The organism is Bacillus sp. GW823-FHT06B01 (assembly GCF_058952315.1).
In genome coordinates this window covers 627,850-642,325 of the sequence record NZ_JBXAHR010000003.1, presented here as the reverse complement: position 1 = coordinate 642,325, position 14,476 = coordinate 627,850, and the positions used below count along the sequence as shown (strand labels likewise).

The following is a 14,476-nucleotide window of genomic DNA, read 5'->3' as shown; positions in this document are numbered from 1 at the left end:
TCCCTAGTTTCAACCTTTTTCTAATGAATAACAAAAGACCTCTTCCAATGAGAAGAGGTCTTATACATCTATAAGGAACGCTCTTCTCATCTTTCAAGCACATGCTTGCTGGATTTGGCACAGCACTCTGAAATCGAGTCCGCTGCCGAGGCATCGTAGGGCCAGTCCCTCCGCCTCTCTTTATAAGAAGGTTTCATATTTATTTTTTAATAATAATTTCTTCCCTAACTTTACTCGCTTACAAAACAAAAGTCAATTATTTTTTGTATAGATTTTTTTGGTAATTATACAAAAATTTGAATACAACAATCATTTTAACTTTTTGATTTCTTCTTCCAATATTGAAATCCAATAAAATTCACTATTTTTTATTGCATCTATTATCCATTTCGTAGTGTACCAAGCTAACTCGTACTCTTCTTTTGTAACATCGCCACTTTTATAGGCGTCCTCTAGCTCATCTTCATCTAGTACATACATCTTACCGTTCGGTAATAACACTACATCTAAATATAAATCATCAAAATACGGTAAACCACGGTCATCAATTTTATATTCTTTCGCCACATCGATATAATATTGCACTAATTTTTTCTGATCATCTAACATAGCTGTAATCGCAAAGTTTTTCCCGTCTATAAAATATTGAATCCACGTATATTGATTCCCTGCGATACAAAGTTTTTTACCATCATATTCTTTACAACTATGTTCTCTTACCTTTTTTATGTCTAATATTCCTAGCATTCCTTCTTCTACTTGCTTAACCGTATAATCCTTCTCTATTAGTCGCTTCCACGAAGAACCGTCACCATATTTACGTTTCATTACGTCCGCTTCCCTTCTATATAGAAAAGCCCCCACATATTATGTGAGAGCTTGTTCAAATTATAATTAAGCTGCTTGCTTATTAGAAATTTCTTTCAAATAAGCTTGTCCTTTTTCAGCGTCATACTGACCTTCCCACTTAGACATAACTACAGCTGCTAAAGAGTTACCTACAACGTTAACTGCTGTACGAGCCATATCTAAAATACGGTCAATACCAGCGATGAATGCTAAACCTTCAGGTGGAATACCTACTGTACCAAGTGTCGCTAATAATACAACGAATGATACGCCTGGTACACCTGCGATACCTTTTGATGTAACCATTAATACAAGTAATAATGTAATTTGTTGTGTAATAGATAAATCAATACCGTACATTTGTGCTAGGAAAATAGCCGCAATTGCTTGATATAAAGTTGATCCATCTAAGTTAAATGAATAACCTGTCGGAATAACGAAAGACGTAATTGCTTTCGGACAACCGAATTTCTCCATTTTCTCCATGATTTTCGGTAAAACTGTTTCTGAACTCGCTGTAGAATATGCTAAGATCAGCTCGTCTTTTAAAATCCTAAAGAATTGGAAAATGTTAATTCCAAATATTTTCGCTGTAAGTCCTAAGACAACTACGACGAAGAAGATCATTGCTCCATATACGACAATTAGTAATTTCCCTAATGGAATTAATGAAGCTAGACCGAATGTAGAAACTGTAACACCAATTAGTGCAAACACACCAAATGGTGCAAATTTCATAACTTGGTTTGTTACATAAAACATTGCATCAGCTACACCTTGGAAAAATTGAAGAACCGGTCTTCCTCTTTCACCAATTGCTGCTACACCTAAACCAAATAATACAGAGAAGAAGATAATCGCAAGCATATCTCCGTCAGCTAATGACTTCATAATGTTCGTTGGAACAATATTTACAAATGTATCTGCAAATGAATGACTTTGCACTTGCTCTGTCGTATGTGTATATTTCGAAATATCTGTCTTCGTTAACTGATCCATATTTACGCCTTTTCCTGGTTGGAAAATATTCGCAATTAATAGACCGACAATAATTGCAATTGTTGTAATAATTTCAAAATAAAGAATTGTTTTCCCGCCTAGTCGGCCCAGTTTTTTTACATCACCAACACCAGCAACCCCAACAACAATACTTGCTACAACAATTGGTACAACGATCATTTTAATTAATCGGATGAAAATATCACCAATTGGTTGTAAATATTTCACAACCGCTGGATTATCAAAGAAAATCGCTCCAACTGCAATACCAAGCGCAAGTCCTATTAATATTTGCCATGCAAGTCCTATTCTTTTCATATTTGTTGTAACCCCCTCTTCGATGTGTCACTCTATCTCTCATTCTATCTCTATAAAACTTGAAATTAAGAGTATTACATATTATTCGACAATTCACTACATTTTGTCCCTGTTAAAAATCATAAATCAAAATTTTAAATCTGACAACAAAATAAGTTTGCCCGAACACAAATAATTTTCTTGACAAAAACAAAGCCCATGTCAGAAAACCTCACATGAGAACGATTCCTTATCAGTGTTTTATTGGATTCCTATCTAATATTTCACTATATAAAACAAATGCATTATTCCCTTTATTTTACATAAAAACCCCAAAAAAATACATCCTTCTTACACGAACAAAAAGTGCATCTACCATGACAATTACCGTTAAAAAATGATAAATTCCGACAAAACTTAGCAACTTTATAAAATTTTCTTTACATTATGGTTACAACGATAGACACTCTTCTTCTTATGATATATAACATTCATAGGGAAAGGAGCCAGACAACCATGAAAAAGAAATTTGCAGCGTTTAGTGTTTTAGCAGCAGGAACACTTTTTGTTTCTCCGTTACTTTCACCCGTATACGCTGAAACGAATCAAGATAAATTATCTAATATTCAATCTGAATTAGAAGGAAAACAAAATGACTTACAAAATAAATCAGCTGAGAAAGAACAAATAGAAAAAGAAATTCAAGAATTACAAAAGAAAATTGATGACTTAACTACTTCTATTAATAAAAACGAAGCTGAATTAAACGATACAAAAAAAGAAATTAGTAAAACACAACAAATAATTACTGAAAAAAAGAAACATATAGAGCAATTACAAACAAACATAGATACGCGTCAGGAAGTTATTAAACAACGTTTACAATCTATGCAAGAAAAACCTCGTACAAACATCATTACAGAGGTATTAACAAATTCTACAAACATTGCTGATCTTGTTGATAATATGTACTCTGTAAGTTTAATTTTAAACAATGATACAGATATTGTTAAAAAGCAAACAACTGACCAAAATGCTGTGACGAAAGAAAAAGAGACTGTTGAGAAAAAAGAGCAACAACTGAAAGAATCCGAGCAAAAATTAGAACAAAAACAGCAAGAATTACAAAATAACCAACAACAGCAGCAAACATTTATTAGCGATCTACATACGAAAGTAGCAAAAGTAGATTCAGAGATTGAAGGATTAGAAGAATCTAAAGGCATTTTAGAAAATCAGCGTCAAGCTGTTCAAAAAGCAATTGAAGAAGAAAAACGTGCCGAAGAGGCTCGTAAAGCTGAAGAAGCTCGCAAGGCGGAAGAAGCTCGTAAACAAGCTACTACATCTGCTCAAGCAGCTCAAGCAGCTCCAACACCACACGATACAAATATTGGTGGGTTTATTAAGCCAGCAGCTGGATCAAAAACTTCTGGGTTTGGCGTGCGCTCTATAGATAACCATAAAGGAATCGATATCGCAGCCTCAGGAACCGTTCCAATTATTGCCGCTGCTGATGGTGTTGTTATTCGCTCAGAATTATCATCTAGTTACGGAAACGTTGTATACTTATCTCACCGTATAAACGGAAAAACATATACGACAGTATATGCTCATATGAGTAGCCGTTCTGTATCAAATGGACAAACTGTAAAACAAGGCACTCAACTTGGATTCATGGGAAATACTGGACAATCATACGGGCAGCATTTACACTTCGAACTTCACCTTGGAGAATGGAATGTCGGCAAGACAAACGCAGTGGATCCATCTCCTTATATCGGATTATAAAAAAACTCGGTGCATACCGAGTTTTTTTATTTCCACTTCACACACTATAGGCATTCCACATAGACTACAACTAAATGCCTATATTTTACGAGGTGAATCATATGAATACACAATTACAACAGAAAATAGAAGAAGCTAGAGAAACTTACATTGGCCGGTTATTTACATTTGGCGGCTCAGCATTATTTTTAATCGGATCATTCATTGCAGTCGTCACAGCCTATAAAGCGTATAATCGTTTAGTGAATATACCTACAACATAATAAAAAGACGGAGAAATCTCCGTCTTTTTATTATGCAAACATTTTAAATACGCCTATCGCATTTAAAAATACAATAATTACCGTTACTGGAATAACATAACGAAGCAAGAAGAACCAAATATTAAATAATGTTTTCCCTTTCGTTTCCGTAACTTCTAATTCTTTCATTAACATTTCTTTACTCATTTTATTTGGTACGAATAGCGAAATGGCTAGTACTCCGAGCGGCAGTAATACATTACTTACCGAAAAATCGACGAAATCAAAAAATGTCTTACCAAATATTTTCACATCACTCATAATTCCAAACGATAATGCTGACGGGATTCCAACTGCAAAAATAAGAATACCAATTAATAATGATGCTGACGGACGCTTTTTCTCATTATCTTTCGCAACAGATGCTACTACAATTTCAAGCATGGAAATCGCAGATGTTAAAGTTGCAAAGAAAAATAAAACTAAAAACATAATGAAGAAAAATTGTCCAAATGGTATTTTCGCAAATACTGCTGGAAGGACGATAAACAGTAGTCCTGGTCCTTCAGTCGGCTTAACGCCTAATGCGAAAATCGCCGGGAAAATTGCTAATCCTGCAAGTACTGTAATAAAAACAGTTAAACTTACAATAGATGTTGCTGATTTAGCTAAATGTTCTTCTTTCTTCAAGTACGAACTATACGTGACCATTACTGAGGCACCTACTGTTAGTGAGAAGAACGATTGTCCCATCGCGTATAAAATCGTATCTGCTGTCAGCTTTGAAAAATCTGGTTTTAAGAAGAACTCTACCCCAGCAAAAGCACCATCTAGTGTTAACGCACGAATAATGATTGCAATAAACAAAATAAATAATAGCGGCATCATATACTTACTTGCCTTTTCTATTCCCTTCTCTACACCTTTACTTACTACAAAAATAGTACAAAGCATAAAGATAAATTGCGCTCCAATCGCACTTACTGGATTTGAAATCGTTTCACCAAATAATTTTCCATAATCAACAACACCATTCCAGAAGCTACCTGTAACACTATAGTATAAGTACAGTAAAATCCATCCACCTACAACACTATAAAAAGAGAGTACACTAAAACAAGTAACAACTCCCATGCGACCAATCCAAGGATATAACTTGCTATTTGGCACCAATACTTTATACGCTGTAACTGCCTCTTTTTGAGTACTACGTCCAATAACAAATTCAGCTAAAAGAAGCGGCATACCTATAAATACAGTTAATAGTAAAAATACAAGGAAGAATGCGCCTCCCCCACCATTACCTGCAACATACGGAAATTTCCATATGGCACCAAGACCTACTGCGGCTCCGGCTGCTGCGAGTACAAAGCCTATTTTCGACGTCCATTGCTGTGTTTCTTTCATCATAAATTCTCCTTTTCTGAATATTTAAACTTTTGTTAATTATACACTTTCATTTCATACTCGCACACCTCCTTTAGAAAATAAAAAAGTCCCCTACACGCAAATATGCATGTAGAGGACGATATATGTAATGTAAATACCGTGGTACCACCTCAATTGGATTGATAAATCCCACTTGTTCAAGTACAGGAAAATTCCGATACTCTATCCTTTTAACGGCGGAACCCGGGTTGCCTACTACAATGTTCAACATACCTCTCGCAAGCCCATTCTGTATATTTTATCGTACCGGGCTCACACCTTCCCCCAGCTCTCTGAACGTATCAAATATACATACTCTTCTTGCTCATCGATTTCATTTATTGAAGTTACTTGTGATTATAAATTATATTTTTATAGTTGTAAAGTACAATTTACTCATTATCCTATATGAACTCTTCTCTCTAATTCTTGTAAAAACAATTCTCTTTTTTGTTCATTTTGAACATATATCGACTTTAATACTTCTTGCAACAATATATTTCTCTCTCTTTTCTCTATTTGTAATTCTTTCACTTTTATTCTAACTTCGTATAAAAAATCAAGATACGATCCATACGCCTCATCATATTTATTTGCGATATCATCACGAATTTTTTTTGCAAGTTTCGGACTCGCTCCTCCGGTAGAAACAGCTACATTCAATAATCCACGATGAATCGCCGCCGGAAAATGAACATTGCCACTTTCCGGGTTCGTAATAACATTTACTAATTGATTTTCTGCGCTATCTTCAGCAATTTGTTCATTTAATAAGGCATCACTACTCGCTGCAACAACTAAAAAAGCACCTTGAATATCACTTTTTTCATACTCCCTTTGATACCAACGAATTTGCTTTTCTTCCACTAGTTTCACTAAATTCGCATCCAATTCAGGACTTATCACAACTATATCCGCACCTTGTTTTAGTAAAGGAATAATTTTGAATCCCGCGACTTTTCCTCCACCAATGACAACAACACGTTTCTTCTCAACTCGCACTGTAAGTGGATACATATTGATCTCCCTTCAATAATTTCTTCGTTTTCTGAATTAACATATATTGAAATGCTTCATTCTTTCCTAAATACGGACTTATTTTTATCTCATCCAACTCATATTGGCGCACTTCTTTTTCAATATGTTTCATAAGTAAACCTGTAAATAATAAGTAAGGCAGTACAACGATATTCTTTTCTTTTCGTTCAACAACTTCCTTTAACTTCTCCTCAAATTTCGGCTCGGCAGCCGCTAAATAACAAACCTCTACTTTTTTAATTTTCTCTTCATGTTGAAATAAAGAAGCAATCCAGTTTATATCTCTTAATACTTCAGGATCACTACTCCCTCTTGCTACGAGAAGTAGCGTCACTTCATTCTTATCTTCCTGTTCAATGCCACTTCCACTATACACCGATTTCACAAGTGTTTCTGATACACCAAACGGGTTACCGTAGGTCACTTTAACATTCGAAAATTGATTATTTAACTTTTCCAATTCAAACGGTATATCTTTTTTCACATGACCTGCCGCTAATAAAAAAACTGGAATAACAATAATCTCTGTAGCACCACGCTTCACACATGTACGGAACCCTTCATTAATCGTTGGGCTCGCTAACTCTAAAAAACAAACTTCTTGAATACTTGCCTCTACACGGTTCATGCATGACGTAATAAATGCAACCGCTTCTTCTTTAGCTGCTTTCAAACGACTTCCATGGCATATATATAAGACGGCTTTCATTTTATAACACTCCACTTACTTGATAGGTACTTTCTGTCTGTTTCTCAAACCAATGGATTTTTTCTCGAAAACGGACCACTTCTCCAATTACAATCATGCTCGGATTTTGAATTTGTTCTTTTTTTGCAACATCCACAATTGTTCCTAACGTCCCTACAACTGTGCGCTGCATTGATGTCGTTCCCCGTTCAATAATAGCAGCAGGTGTACTTTTGTCTTTTCCATGCTTCATCAGTTGTTCACATATGTAGGGTAAATTGCTAACCCCCATATATACAGCTAAAGTCTCTACACCTTTCGCTAAATTTTCCCACTTCACTTCTTCTTCAGCACCTTCTTTCCTATGCCCTGTCACAATAGCAAAACTTGCACTTGCATCACGATGTGTCACTGGGATGCCAGCATAAGCAGGAGCAGCTATCCCAGCTGAAATACCAGGAACGATTTCAAATGGTACACCTTGCTTTGCTAACGCTTCAGCTTCTTCTCCTCCTCTACCAAATACAAATGGATCGCCGCCCTTAAGCCTCGTTACAACTTTTCCTTTTTTCGCATATTTAATAAGAAACGTGTTAATCGTCTCTTGCTTCATCGTGTGATAATTTGGTAGTTTTCCGCAATAAATTAAATCCGCTTCAGGCTTTGCATGGGAAAGTAACTCTTTATTCACGAGACGGTCGTATAAAATAACATCTGCCTTCTCAATACATTTCAACCCTTTCACAGTAATTAAATCTGGATCACCAGGACCTGCACCAACGATATAAACCTTCCCCATCATCTCTCCTCATTTCTACTATTAAAGTGAAACTTCCATCCTTATATACGAATGGAAGTTTTCATTATTTCGTATTACCTTTTTCCTACTCATGAATAACAAATGCTGCACCTTTTCGAATCTTCTTTTTTTCAAATAGAGAAATCTCCTTTACTTCTGGTAACGGTAAAAAATGCTTTTCAAGCTCTATCTCCGCGAGCTTAAATGCCTGTTCTTCACTTTGAGCAACAACAACAATCGGAACAATACTATTTACTAACACAGCTTCAAATCGATATAAATCCATATTGTCCCTCCTAAGACGCTATTACTTCTTCTAGCACGTTATTTAACGCTATTTGTAATGTCTCTACACCAACACGGCCGACAAAATCATAAAACGTTTCAACTGGTAATTTATTCTCTTTGAAATAGCTTATAAATGATGCAAGTACATCAGGTAGATCCTCACCATCTATTTTCCCTTTTAACTTTTGGTTATAAGCACCGCCATCTAACAGCGTTCCACCTACGTATATTTCAAATGCTTCAACAATTCCTTTTTCCTTCGTTTTCATTTTCACCCCTTGCAATCCAATGTCAGCAATTTGACGTTGCCCACATGAATTCGGGCATCCTACCATATGAATACGAACTGGAACATCGAGCGCAATTTGTGTATCTAAGTACTCTGCGATTTTGCGTAATCTTTCTTTCGTTTCTACTAAAGCAAGATTGCAATACTCAATACCGGTACAGGAAACCGCATGACCAATAAATGATTTAGGACTTGCTGATATGGCTTTAAATAACGGCTCATTTAGTAAACCTGTTACATTTTCTGGCGGAACATTCGGAATAATGAAATTTTGCGAATTACATGTACGAATCTGTCCATTTCCATACTGCTTAGCAATTCTTGCAATCTCAAACATTTCTTCTGCATGTAGACGTCCTACCGGCACATTAAAACCTACATATTTTAGTCCATCTTGTTTTTGATCTTGAACACCATAAAAGTATCCCGCATTCCATCCTTTGAGAGCACTTTCTCCTTTACTTTGCAATGGTCCTATATACTCTATTAGTTTCTCTTTAAATTTCTCTGCTCCCCAGTCTGCAACTAGAAATTTCAAACGGGCTAAATGACGTTTTTCACGGTATCCAAAATCACGGAATATCGTAGCAATCGCAATTGCTACCGCCTTCACTTCTTCTGGTAAAACGAATACATCTAATTCATCAGCTAAATATGGACGGGCTGATAATCCACCGCCTACTTTTATATGAAAACCAACTTTTTTCTCACCATCTATCTCTTTCGTTGCAGGTGTAAATGCAACACAGTTAATCTCTGCGTTTGCTGAATTATAAATGTTAGAACTAATAGACATTTTAAATTTACGCGGTAAGTTAGAAAACTCTTCATTATGTTGGAAATAATCATATACCTCTTTCACAATACCCGTTGTATCAAACAGTTCATTTGCATCAATACCAGCAAGTGGATTCCCTGTAATATTACGCGTTATATCACCACACGCCCCCGCTGAAGATAACCCAACTCTTGCTAATCTTTTGAAAATATCTGGAATTTGATGAATTTCTAACCAATGAAACTGAATCGCCTGTCTTGTCGTAATATCTATTACGTCACGCCCATAATCCTCAGCGATAGAAGCAAGCACTTCTGCCTGTGCATTCGTAATAATCCCTGAAGGTATATTTACACGCATCATAAAATATCCAGCTTCTTTCGGTCTTTGTAAATATAACCCTGCCCATTTGAATGCGTCCCACTCTTCTTTCGGAATAGATTCGAAGCCATTTTCTGCATAGTAAGGAATATCATTAAAGATTTCCAGTCCATCTTTTTTCAATTTATTTTTCTCAGTCTGATTTAATTTTTCATTGTTAGCCCATACTTTTTCATAACTCATTTTTTATCCCCCTATATAAAACTACGCTCTTGTAAGTACTTCACGATTTGTTCTGCACATTCTTCAATAGAATACTTGTGCGTTTCTACAATTAACTCTACTTTCTCTGGCTCCTCATACGGTGAATCAACACCAGTAAACTCTTTAATATCACCCTGTCTTGCCTTTTTGTATAATCCTTTTGGATCACGTTTTTCACACTCTTCAATTGGACATTTTACAAACACTTCTATAAACTCATCTGCTGCTAATAGATCTCTAACTTGTTTTCGGTCTACTCGAAACGGTGAAATAAACGCTGTAAGAACAACAGTACCTTGATCTACAAATAGCTTCGCCACTTCACCAATCCGTCTTATATTTTCCATACGATCACTTTCAGAAAAACCTAAGTCTTTATTTAAACCGTGGCGTACATTATCTCCATCTAATACATAGTTTCCAATATTCTTTTCAAATAGTTTACGAGCAACCGCGTTCGCCACCGTAGATTTACCTGAAGCTGATAGACCAGTAAACCAAACTACAAAACTATGATGCCCATTTCTTACTCTTCTCTCATCTTTTGAAACAGATGCTGTATGCCAAGTAATATTCGTATCCATGTCATTCTCTCCCTATTCTGTTACTACTTCTTTTTTCAAACCTTTAATTAGCACTTCCACTACTTCTTTACGACTAAATGTACTCGGCGGAACCTCACCGTTTCTTAATAGTTCTCTTACTTTCGTACCTGATAAAATGACATGATCCTCTTTTCCGTGTGGGCATGTTTTCGTCGAAGCCATCGCTTCACACTTCGTGCAGTAAAAACTATGTTCAAAAAATAATGGTGTAATCCCTAATTCTTCCACTGTAAAGTTTGTAAAAATTTCTTGTGCTTCATAAGTCCCGTAATAATCTCCTACTCCTGCATGATCACGCCCTACGATAAAGTGGGTGCATCCAAAATTCTTTCTGACTATTGCATGGAATATCGCTTCCCTCGGTCCTGCGTAACGCATTGCTGCAGGAAATACACCTAAAAAGACACGATCTTTCGGATAATAGTTTTGAAGTAATACTTCATAGCTTTCCATCCTTACATCAGCAGGAATATCGTCCGACTTCGTTTCCCCAACGAGTGGATTTAAAAAGAGACCATCTACAATTTCAAGGGCAGATTTTTGAATGTATTCATGGGCACGATGTACCGGATTTCTCGTTTGAAATCCAACCACTGTTTTCCAACCACGTTTTTTAAATGCTTCTCTCGTTTCAATTGGATCTAAATGATAAGAAGGAAACGGATTATTTTCAAAGCGTTTTGTAAGAATAATAGCTCCCCCGACATAAACGTTCGGTCGTTCATATAATTTTTTCACTCCTGGATGAACCTCATCCGTCGTTTTATACACAAGTAACGCTTCTTTTTCCTTGTCAGGCACAAAAATATCTTCTATTTGAATGACACCATATACATTTTCAGCATTAACAAGTTTTACTTCCTCTCCAGCTTTTAAACTCTCTGCTACTTCTTCTGTTACTGGTAATGTAATCGGTATACTCCATATGCTCCCGTTTGCTAAGCGAAGCGTTTCTACGACCGAATCATAATCTTTCTTTCCTAAAAAACCAGTAAGTGGGCTATATCCCCCTGTCGCTAATAGCTCTAAATCACTTAACGCAATGTTGTCTAGTTCAATTTCTTTTTCGATTTGTGATACGTCGTAAGTCTCGTCTATACGATTTATTAATTCGTTTCTTGTACTCATTTTCTATTTCCTCTCTTAGCTTTATTTTCAAATTCATCTTATTGGTAATGAAGACCACATTCTGTTTTCACTTTCCCAGACCACCTACCATCTCTCGAATCGCCACCCTCACCTACAGGTAACGTACACTTCTCACACCCAATACTTGGATATCCAACATCATGCAGCGGGTTATACGGTAAGCTATGTTTGTATACATATCGCCACACTTCTTTCCACGTCCAATGAATGAGTGGACAAACTTTAATAGATTGAAAGCGATGATCTTGATTTATAAACTTTGTATGCTTACGTGTTTCTGATTGTTCCCTCCTTAAGCCCGATATCCACGCTTTTTCCGCTGCCAATGATTTTTCTAACGGTAAAATTTTTCTAATTTTACAACAAAGATTCGGATTACTTTCCCATAATTTCTCACCATGCAACTTCGCTTGTTCATCAAGCGTAAGTTCCGGCTGTTTTTCTATAATATTTAATGAAGGAAATCGTTTACGCACTTTTTGAATTAATTCATACGTTTCTTGAAAATGAACATTCGTATCTAAAAATACAACTTTAGCAGATGGATTTACTTGGTTTATAAGATGCAGCAATACCATCCCTTCCACTCCGAAGCTACATGCGTATACAATTTCATTTTTATATTCTTTATAAGCCCAACTTAATACAGATAGCGCGCCTTTCGTTTCATCTTCTTCTGAAAATGAAACATTATTTTCTTCCCACGTTTCATACGTCAACATGTTCTTTCCCCCTGTAAAAGCAAAAAGACGGTTTTAACCTAATATAATAGGTTAAAACCGCCTCTAGTTTTTCTAGTCAGCGCTTTTTACTTTAAACGTACCTTTTCACTTTTCTCTAATTGAATGACTTTCCCATCTTGCACAACAATTGTAATTGAACCATATTTCATATCAGCAAGCATCGCTTGAATTTTCTCAGATACTTCCTCAAAATGTTCCCGTACGCTCACGCGAACAGCCCCCCTTTTTATTCATAAAAAAAATCTTTCCCATTTCGAAAAGACTGTTCGGTAATATATTTTACCTTATCTTTCAAAATGGATTCCATTTTGCTGGATTTAGCACCTTGCTTTCTATAAGCAGGTTGCCGAGCTTCTTCGGGCCAGTTCCCTCCGCTTCTCTTGATAAGCTTTGTATTTGTATTTTATCACAATTCTGATTTTTTTCAATCCTAGTTTTCCGATATATTTTAATTATTTTATTTTATAAAAAAGGAATTGCCCATCCGAACAACTCCTTTTTCCCATTCACACAAGTTCTTTAATACGTATGCGATCGTTCCCAATAATATTTTCATATGTTTCACGCTCTACAACAATTTGTGATGTGCCGCCTTTCGCGAAGACGACAGCTGGTCTACGAATCCGATTATAATTATTCGCCATCGAGTATCCATATGCCCCTGTACAAGAAATTGCTAATAAATCGGCTGAAGCAACTTTCGGTAGAGTGATATCCCAAATTAACATATCTCCACTCTCACAGCACTTCCCAGCAATCGAGACAAGTTCCTCATTCTCATCATTCCCTCGATTCGCTAACATCGCTTCATAACGAGCGTTATATAAAGCAGGTCTTAAATTATCAGTCATCCCACCATCCACTGATACATATTTCCGAATACCAGGAATGTCTTTCACAGATCCGACTGTATAAATTGTCGTTCCAGCATCCCCTACAATACTACGGCCTGGTTCAACCCATATTTCTGGCAGGGGATAATTACATACTGTAAATTGTTCCCTCACAGCACTTGTTACAGCTCGCACATATGTCTCAAGAGTTAATGGTGTATCTGACTCTGTGTAGCGTATTCCGAATCCTCCGCCTACATTTAGCACTTTTACTACATAGTTTGTTCGCTCTCTCACTTCTTCTAAAAATTGACGAAGAACTTCAATCGCTCGCACAAAGCCGGCCGTTTCAAATATTTGTGATCCGATATGTGAATGAATTCCTAACACATTATAATTTGATTTTTGTAAAGCAATCTCAATTACTTGCATCGCTTGACCATTTGACACGCCAAATCCAAATTTCGAATCATCTTGGCCTGTTGTAATATATTCATGTGTGTGCGCCTCTACTCCGGGCGTTACACGAATTAATATGTTCACAAATTTCCCATGTTGCACTGCTAAATCATGCAAAATTTCTAATTCTAAGAAATTATCTACGACAAAACAACCAATATTCGCCTGAAGAGCCATCACAATTTCTTCTTCTGTTTTATTATTGCCGTGAAAATGAATGCGTGATGCCGGAAATCCTGCTTGCAGCGCAGTATATAATTCTCCTCCAGAAACAACATCTAATGACATATTCTCTTCACGAGCCACTCGGCACATCTCCATGCACAAGAACGCCTTGCTTGCATATGCTACTTGATAAGAGAAACCACTTTCTTTAAACGCACGATGAAACGCGCGGCACTTTCCTCGAATAGACTCTTCATCGTATACATAAAGTGGTGTTCCGTATTGTTTTGCTAGCTGCGTCGTATCGCACCCTCCAATTTCTAAGTGTCCTTGCCCATTGATTCGGCTTGTGCCGTGTAAATACATTTGAATTCCTCCCTTATTTCCTCTAAAACTCATAACCCCAATCTTCTATTCATTGCAGCACGCTTTTAGATAGACAAAAAACGCGCGG

At 36.4% G+C, this 14,476-nt stretch carries 15 protein-coding genes, 2 riboswitches and 1 other annotated feature; of the genes, 2 read left to right on the top strand and 13 right to left on the bottom strand.

All coding sequences use genetic code 11. From position 1 onward, the window contains the following. Nucleotides 1-83 precede the first annotated feature (83 nt). Nucleotides 84-189: riboswitch (SAM riboswitch) on the bottom strand. A 120-nt stretch (nt 190-309) separates the two neighbouring features. Both AC1Q8N_RS16535 and gltP read right to left on the bottom strand, forming a co-directional pair. Further along, nucleotides 310-828, bottom strand: a complete 519-nt coding sequence (locus AC1Q8N_RS16535) for a ribonuclease FAU-1 family protein (RefSeq protein WP_493521282.1) — start codon at nt 826-828, stop codon at nt 310-312. A gap of 66 nt (nt 829-894) precedes the next feature. After that, nucleotides 895-2,166, bottom strand: coding sequence for a glutamate/aspartate:proton symporter GltP (gltP, locus tag AC1Q8N_RS16530; RefSeq protein ID WP_098077905.1), 1,272 nt, complete (start codon nt 2,164-2,166; stop codon nt 895-897). A gap of 495 nt (nt 2,167-2,661) precedes the next feature. Between gltP and AC1Q8N_RS16525 the strand changes: the two genes are divergently transcribed. Beyond that, entirely contained in the window at nt 2,662-3,933 is a 1,272-nt protein-coding gene (locus AC1Q8N_RS16525; protein ID WP_098642710.1) for a murein hydrolase activator EnvC family protein, read from the top strand. 101 nt (nt 3,934-4,034) lie between these two features. Beyond that, nucleotides 4,035-4,196: a hypothetical protein gene (locus AC1Q8N_RS16520; protein ID WP_176519563.1), complete on the top strand. Its 162-nt coding sequence runs from the start codon at nt 4,035-4,037 to the stop codon at nt 4,194-4,196. A 30-nt stretch (nt 4,197-4,226) separates the two neighbouring features. Here the strand turns inward: AC1Q8N_RS16520 and AC1Q8N_RS16515 are convergent, their stop codons facing one another. The 11 genes from AC1Q8N_RS16515 to lysA all read right to left on the bottom strand — a co-directional run bounded on the left by AC1Q8N_RS16515 (nt 4,227) and on the right by lysA (nt 14,388). Beyond that, the gene (locus AC1Q8N_RS16515) at nt 4,227-5,582 is read right to left on the bottom strand and encodes a sodium-dependent transporter (protein ID WP_000665462.1); all 1,356 of its coding nucleotides are present in this window, start codon (nt 5,580-5,582) and stop codon (nt 4,227-4,229) included. A gap of 111 nt (nt 5,583-5,693) precedes the next feature. Next, nucleotides 5,694-5,941, bottom strand: a binding site (T-box leader). Between the two features lie 61 nt (nt 5,942-6,002). Further along, nucleotides 6,003-6,620: an NAD(P)-binding protein gene (locus AC1Q8N_RS16510; RefSeq protein ID WP_098048912.1), complete on the bottom strand. Its 618-nt coding sequence runs from the start codon at nt 6,618-6,620 to the stop codon at nt 6,003-6,005. Next, complete coding sequence (locus AC1Q8N_RS16505) at nt 6,595-7,350, bottom strand: sirohydrochlorin chelatase (RefSeq protein ID WP_098077897.1); 756 nt, start codon at nt 7,348-7,350, stop codon at nt 6,595-6,597. The genes AC1Q8N_RS16510 and AC1Q8N_RS16505 overlap by 26 nt, the downstream gene beginning before the upstream one ends. Before the next feature lies 1 nt (nt 7,351). Next, entirely contained in the window at nt 7,352-8,128 is a 777-nt protein-coding gene (gene cobA, locus AC1Q8N_RS16500) for a uroporphyrinogen-III C-methyltransferase (protein WP_048544889.1), read from the bottom strand. 85 nt (nt 8,129-8,213) lie between these two features. Further along, the gene (locus tag AC1Q8N_RS16495; protein ID WP_000366913.1) at nt 8,214-8,414 is read right to left on the bottom strand and encodes a DUF3906 family protein; all 201 of its coding nucleotides are present in this window, start codon (nt 8,412-8,414) and stop codon (nt 8,214-8,216) included. A gap of 10 nt (nt 8,415-8,424) precedes the next feature. Continuing rightward, entirely contained in the window at nt 8,425-10,047 is a 1,623-nt protein-coding gene (locus AC1Q8N_RS16490) for a nitrite/sulfite reductase (protein ID WP_098077894.1), read from the bottom strand. A gap of 11 nt (nt 10,048-10,058) precedes the next feature. Further along, nucleotides 10,059-10,652 carry an adenylyl-sulfate kinase gene (cysC, locus tag AC1Q8N_RS16485; RefSeq protein ID WP_098068891.1) on the bottom strand — a complete coding sequence of 198 codons (594 nt, stop codon included), beginning with the start codon at nt 10,650-10,652 and terminating at the stop codon, nt 10,059-10,061. A gap of 12 nt (nt 10,653-10,664) precedes the next feature. Beyond that, nucleotides 10,665-11,801: a sulfate adenylyltransferase gene (sat, locus tag AC1Q8N_RS16480; protein ID WP_098077892.1), complete on the bottom strand. Its 1,137-nt coding sequence runs from the start codon at nt 11,799-11,801 to the stop codon at nt 10,665-10,667. A gap of 38 nt (nt 11,802-11,839) precedes the next feature. Beyond that, on the bottom strand, nt 11,840-12,544 hold the full coding sequence (locus tag AC1Q8N_RS16475) for a phosphoadenylyl-sulfate reductase (protein ID WP_098068892.1): 705 nt from the start codon (nt 12,542-12,544) through the stop codon (nt 11,840-11,842). Nucleotides 12,545-12,630: 86 nt separating this feature from the next. Continuing rightward, entirely contained in the window at nt 12,631-12,774 is a 144-nt protein-coding gene (locus AC1Q8N_RS16470) for a YezD family protein (RefSeq protein WP_000116163.1), read from the bottom strand. Nucleotides 12,775-12,846: 72 nt separating this feature from the next. Next, a riboswitch (SAM riboswitch) is annotated at nt 12,847-12,955 on the bottom strand. A gap of 116 nt (nt 12,956-13,071) precedes the next feature. Then, nucleotides 13,072-14,388 (bottom strand): diaminopimelate decarboxylase, encoded by a 1,317-nt coding sequence (lysA, locus tag AC1Q8N_RS16465; RefSeq protein WP_048544900.1) that lies wholly within the window; start codon nt 14,386-14,388, stop codon nt 13,072-13,074. Nucleotides 14,389-14,476 lie beyond the last annotated feature (88 nt).

Excerpts from the sequence above, each read along its gene's own strand:
- gltP (WP_098077905.1), bottom strand. The coding sequence starts at position 2,166 with ATGAAAAGAATAGGACTTGCATGGCAAATATTAATAGGACTTGCGCTT.
- AC1Q8N_RS16495 (WP_000366913.1), bottom strand. The coding sequence starts at position 8,414 with ATGGATTTATATCGATTTGAAGCTGTGTTAGTAAATAGTATTGTTCCG.
- cobA (WP_048544889.1), bottom strand. The coding sequence starts at position 8,128 with ATGGGGAAGGTTTATATCGTTGGTGCAGGTCCTGGTGATCCAGATTTA.
- sat (WP_098077892.1), bottom strand. The coding sequence starts at position 11,801 with ATGAGTACAAGAAACGAATTAATAAATCGTATAGACGAGACTTACGAC.
- AC1Q8N_RS16515 (WP_000665462.1), bottom strand. The coding sequence starts at position 5,582 with ATGAAAGAAACACAGCAATGGACGTCGAAAATAGGCTTTGTACTCGCA.
- AC1Q8N_RS16475 (WP_098068892.1), bottom strand. The coding sequence starts at position 12,544 with ATGTTGACGTATGAAACGTGGGAAGAAAATAATGTTTCATTTTCAGAA.
- AC1Q8N_RS16535 (WP_493521282.1), bottom strand. The coding sequence starts at position 828 with ATGAAACGTAAATATGGTGACGGTTCTTCGTGGAAGCGACTAATAGAG.
- AC1Q8N_RS16505 (WP_098077897.1), bottom strand. The coding sequence starts at position 7,350 with ATGAAAGCCGTCTTATATATATGCCATGGAAGTCGTTTGAAAGCAGCT.
- lysA (WP_048544900.1), bottom strand. The coding sequence starts at position 14,388 with ATGTATTTACACGGCACAAGCCGAATCAATGGGCAAGGACACTTAGAA.
- AC1Q8N_RS16490 (WP_098077894.1), bottom strand. The coding sequence starts at position 10,047 with ATGAGTTATGAAAAAGTATGGGCTAACAATGAAAAATTAAATCAGACT.
- AC1Q8N_RS16510 (WP_098048912.1), bottom strand. The coding sequence starts at position 6,620 with ATGTATCCACTTACAGTGCGAGTTGAGAAGAAACGTGTTGTTGTCATT.
- AC1Q8N_RS16525 (WP_098642710.1), top strand. The coding sequence starts at position 2,662 with ATGAAAAAGAAATTTGCAGCGTTTAGTGTTTTAGCAGCAGGAACACTT.
- cysC (WP_098068891.1), bottom strand. The coding sequence starts at position 10,652 with ATGGATACGAATATTACTTGGCATACAGCATCTGTTTCAAAAGATGAG.
- AC1Q8N_RS16520 (WP_176519563.1), top strand. The coding sequence starts at position 4,035 with ATGAATACACAATTACAACAGAAAATAGAAGAAGCTAGAGAAACTTAC.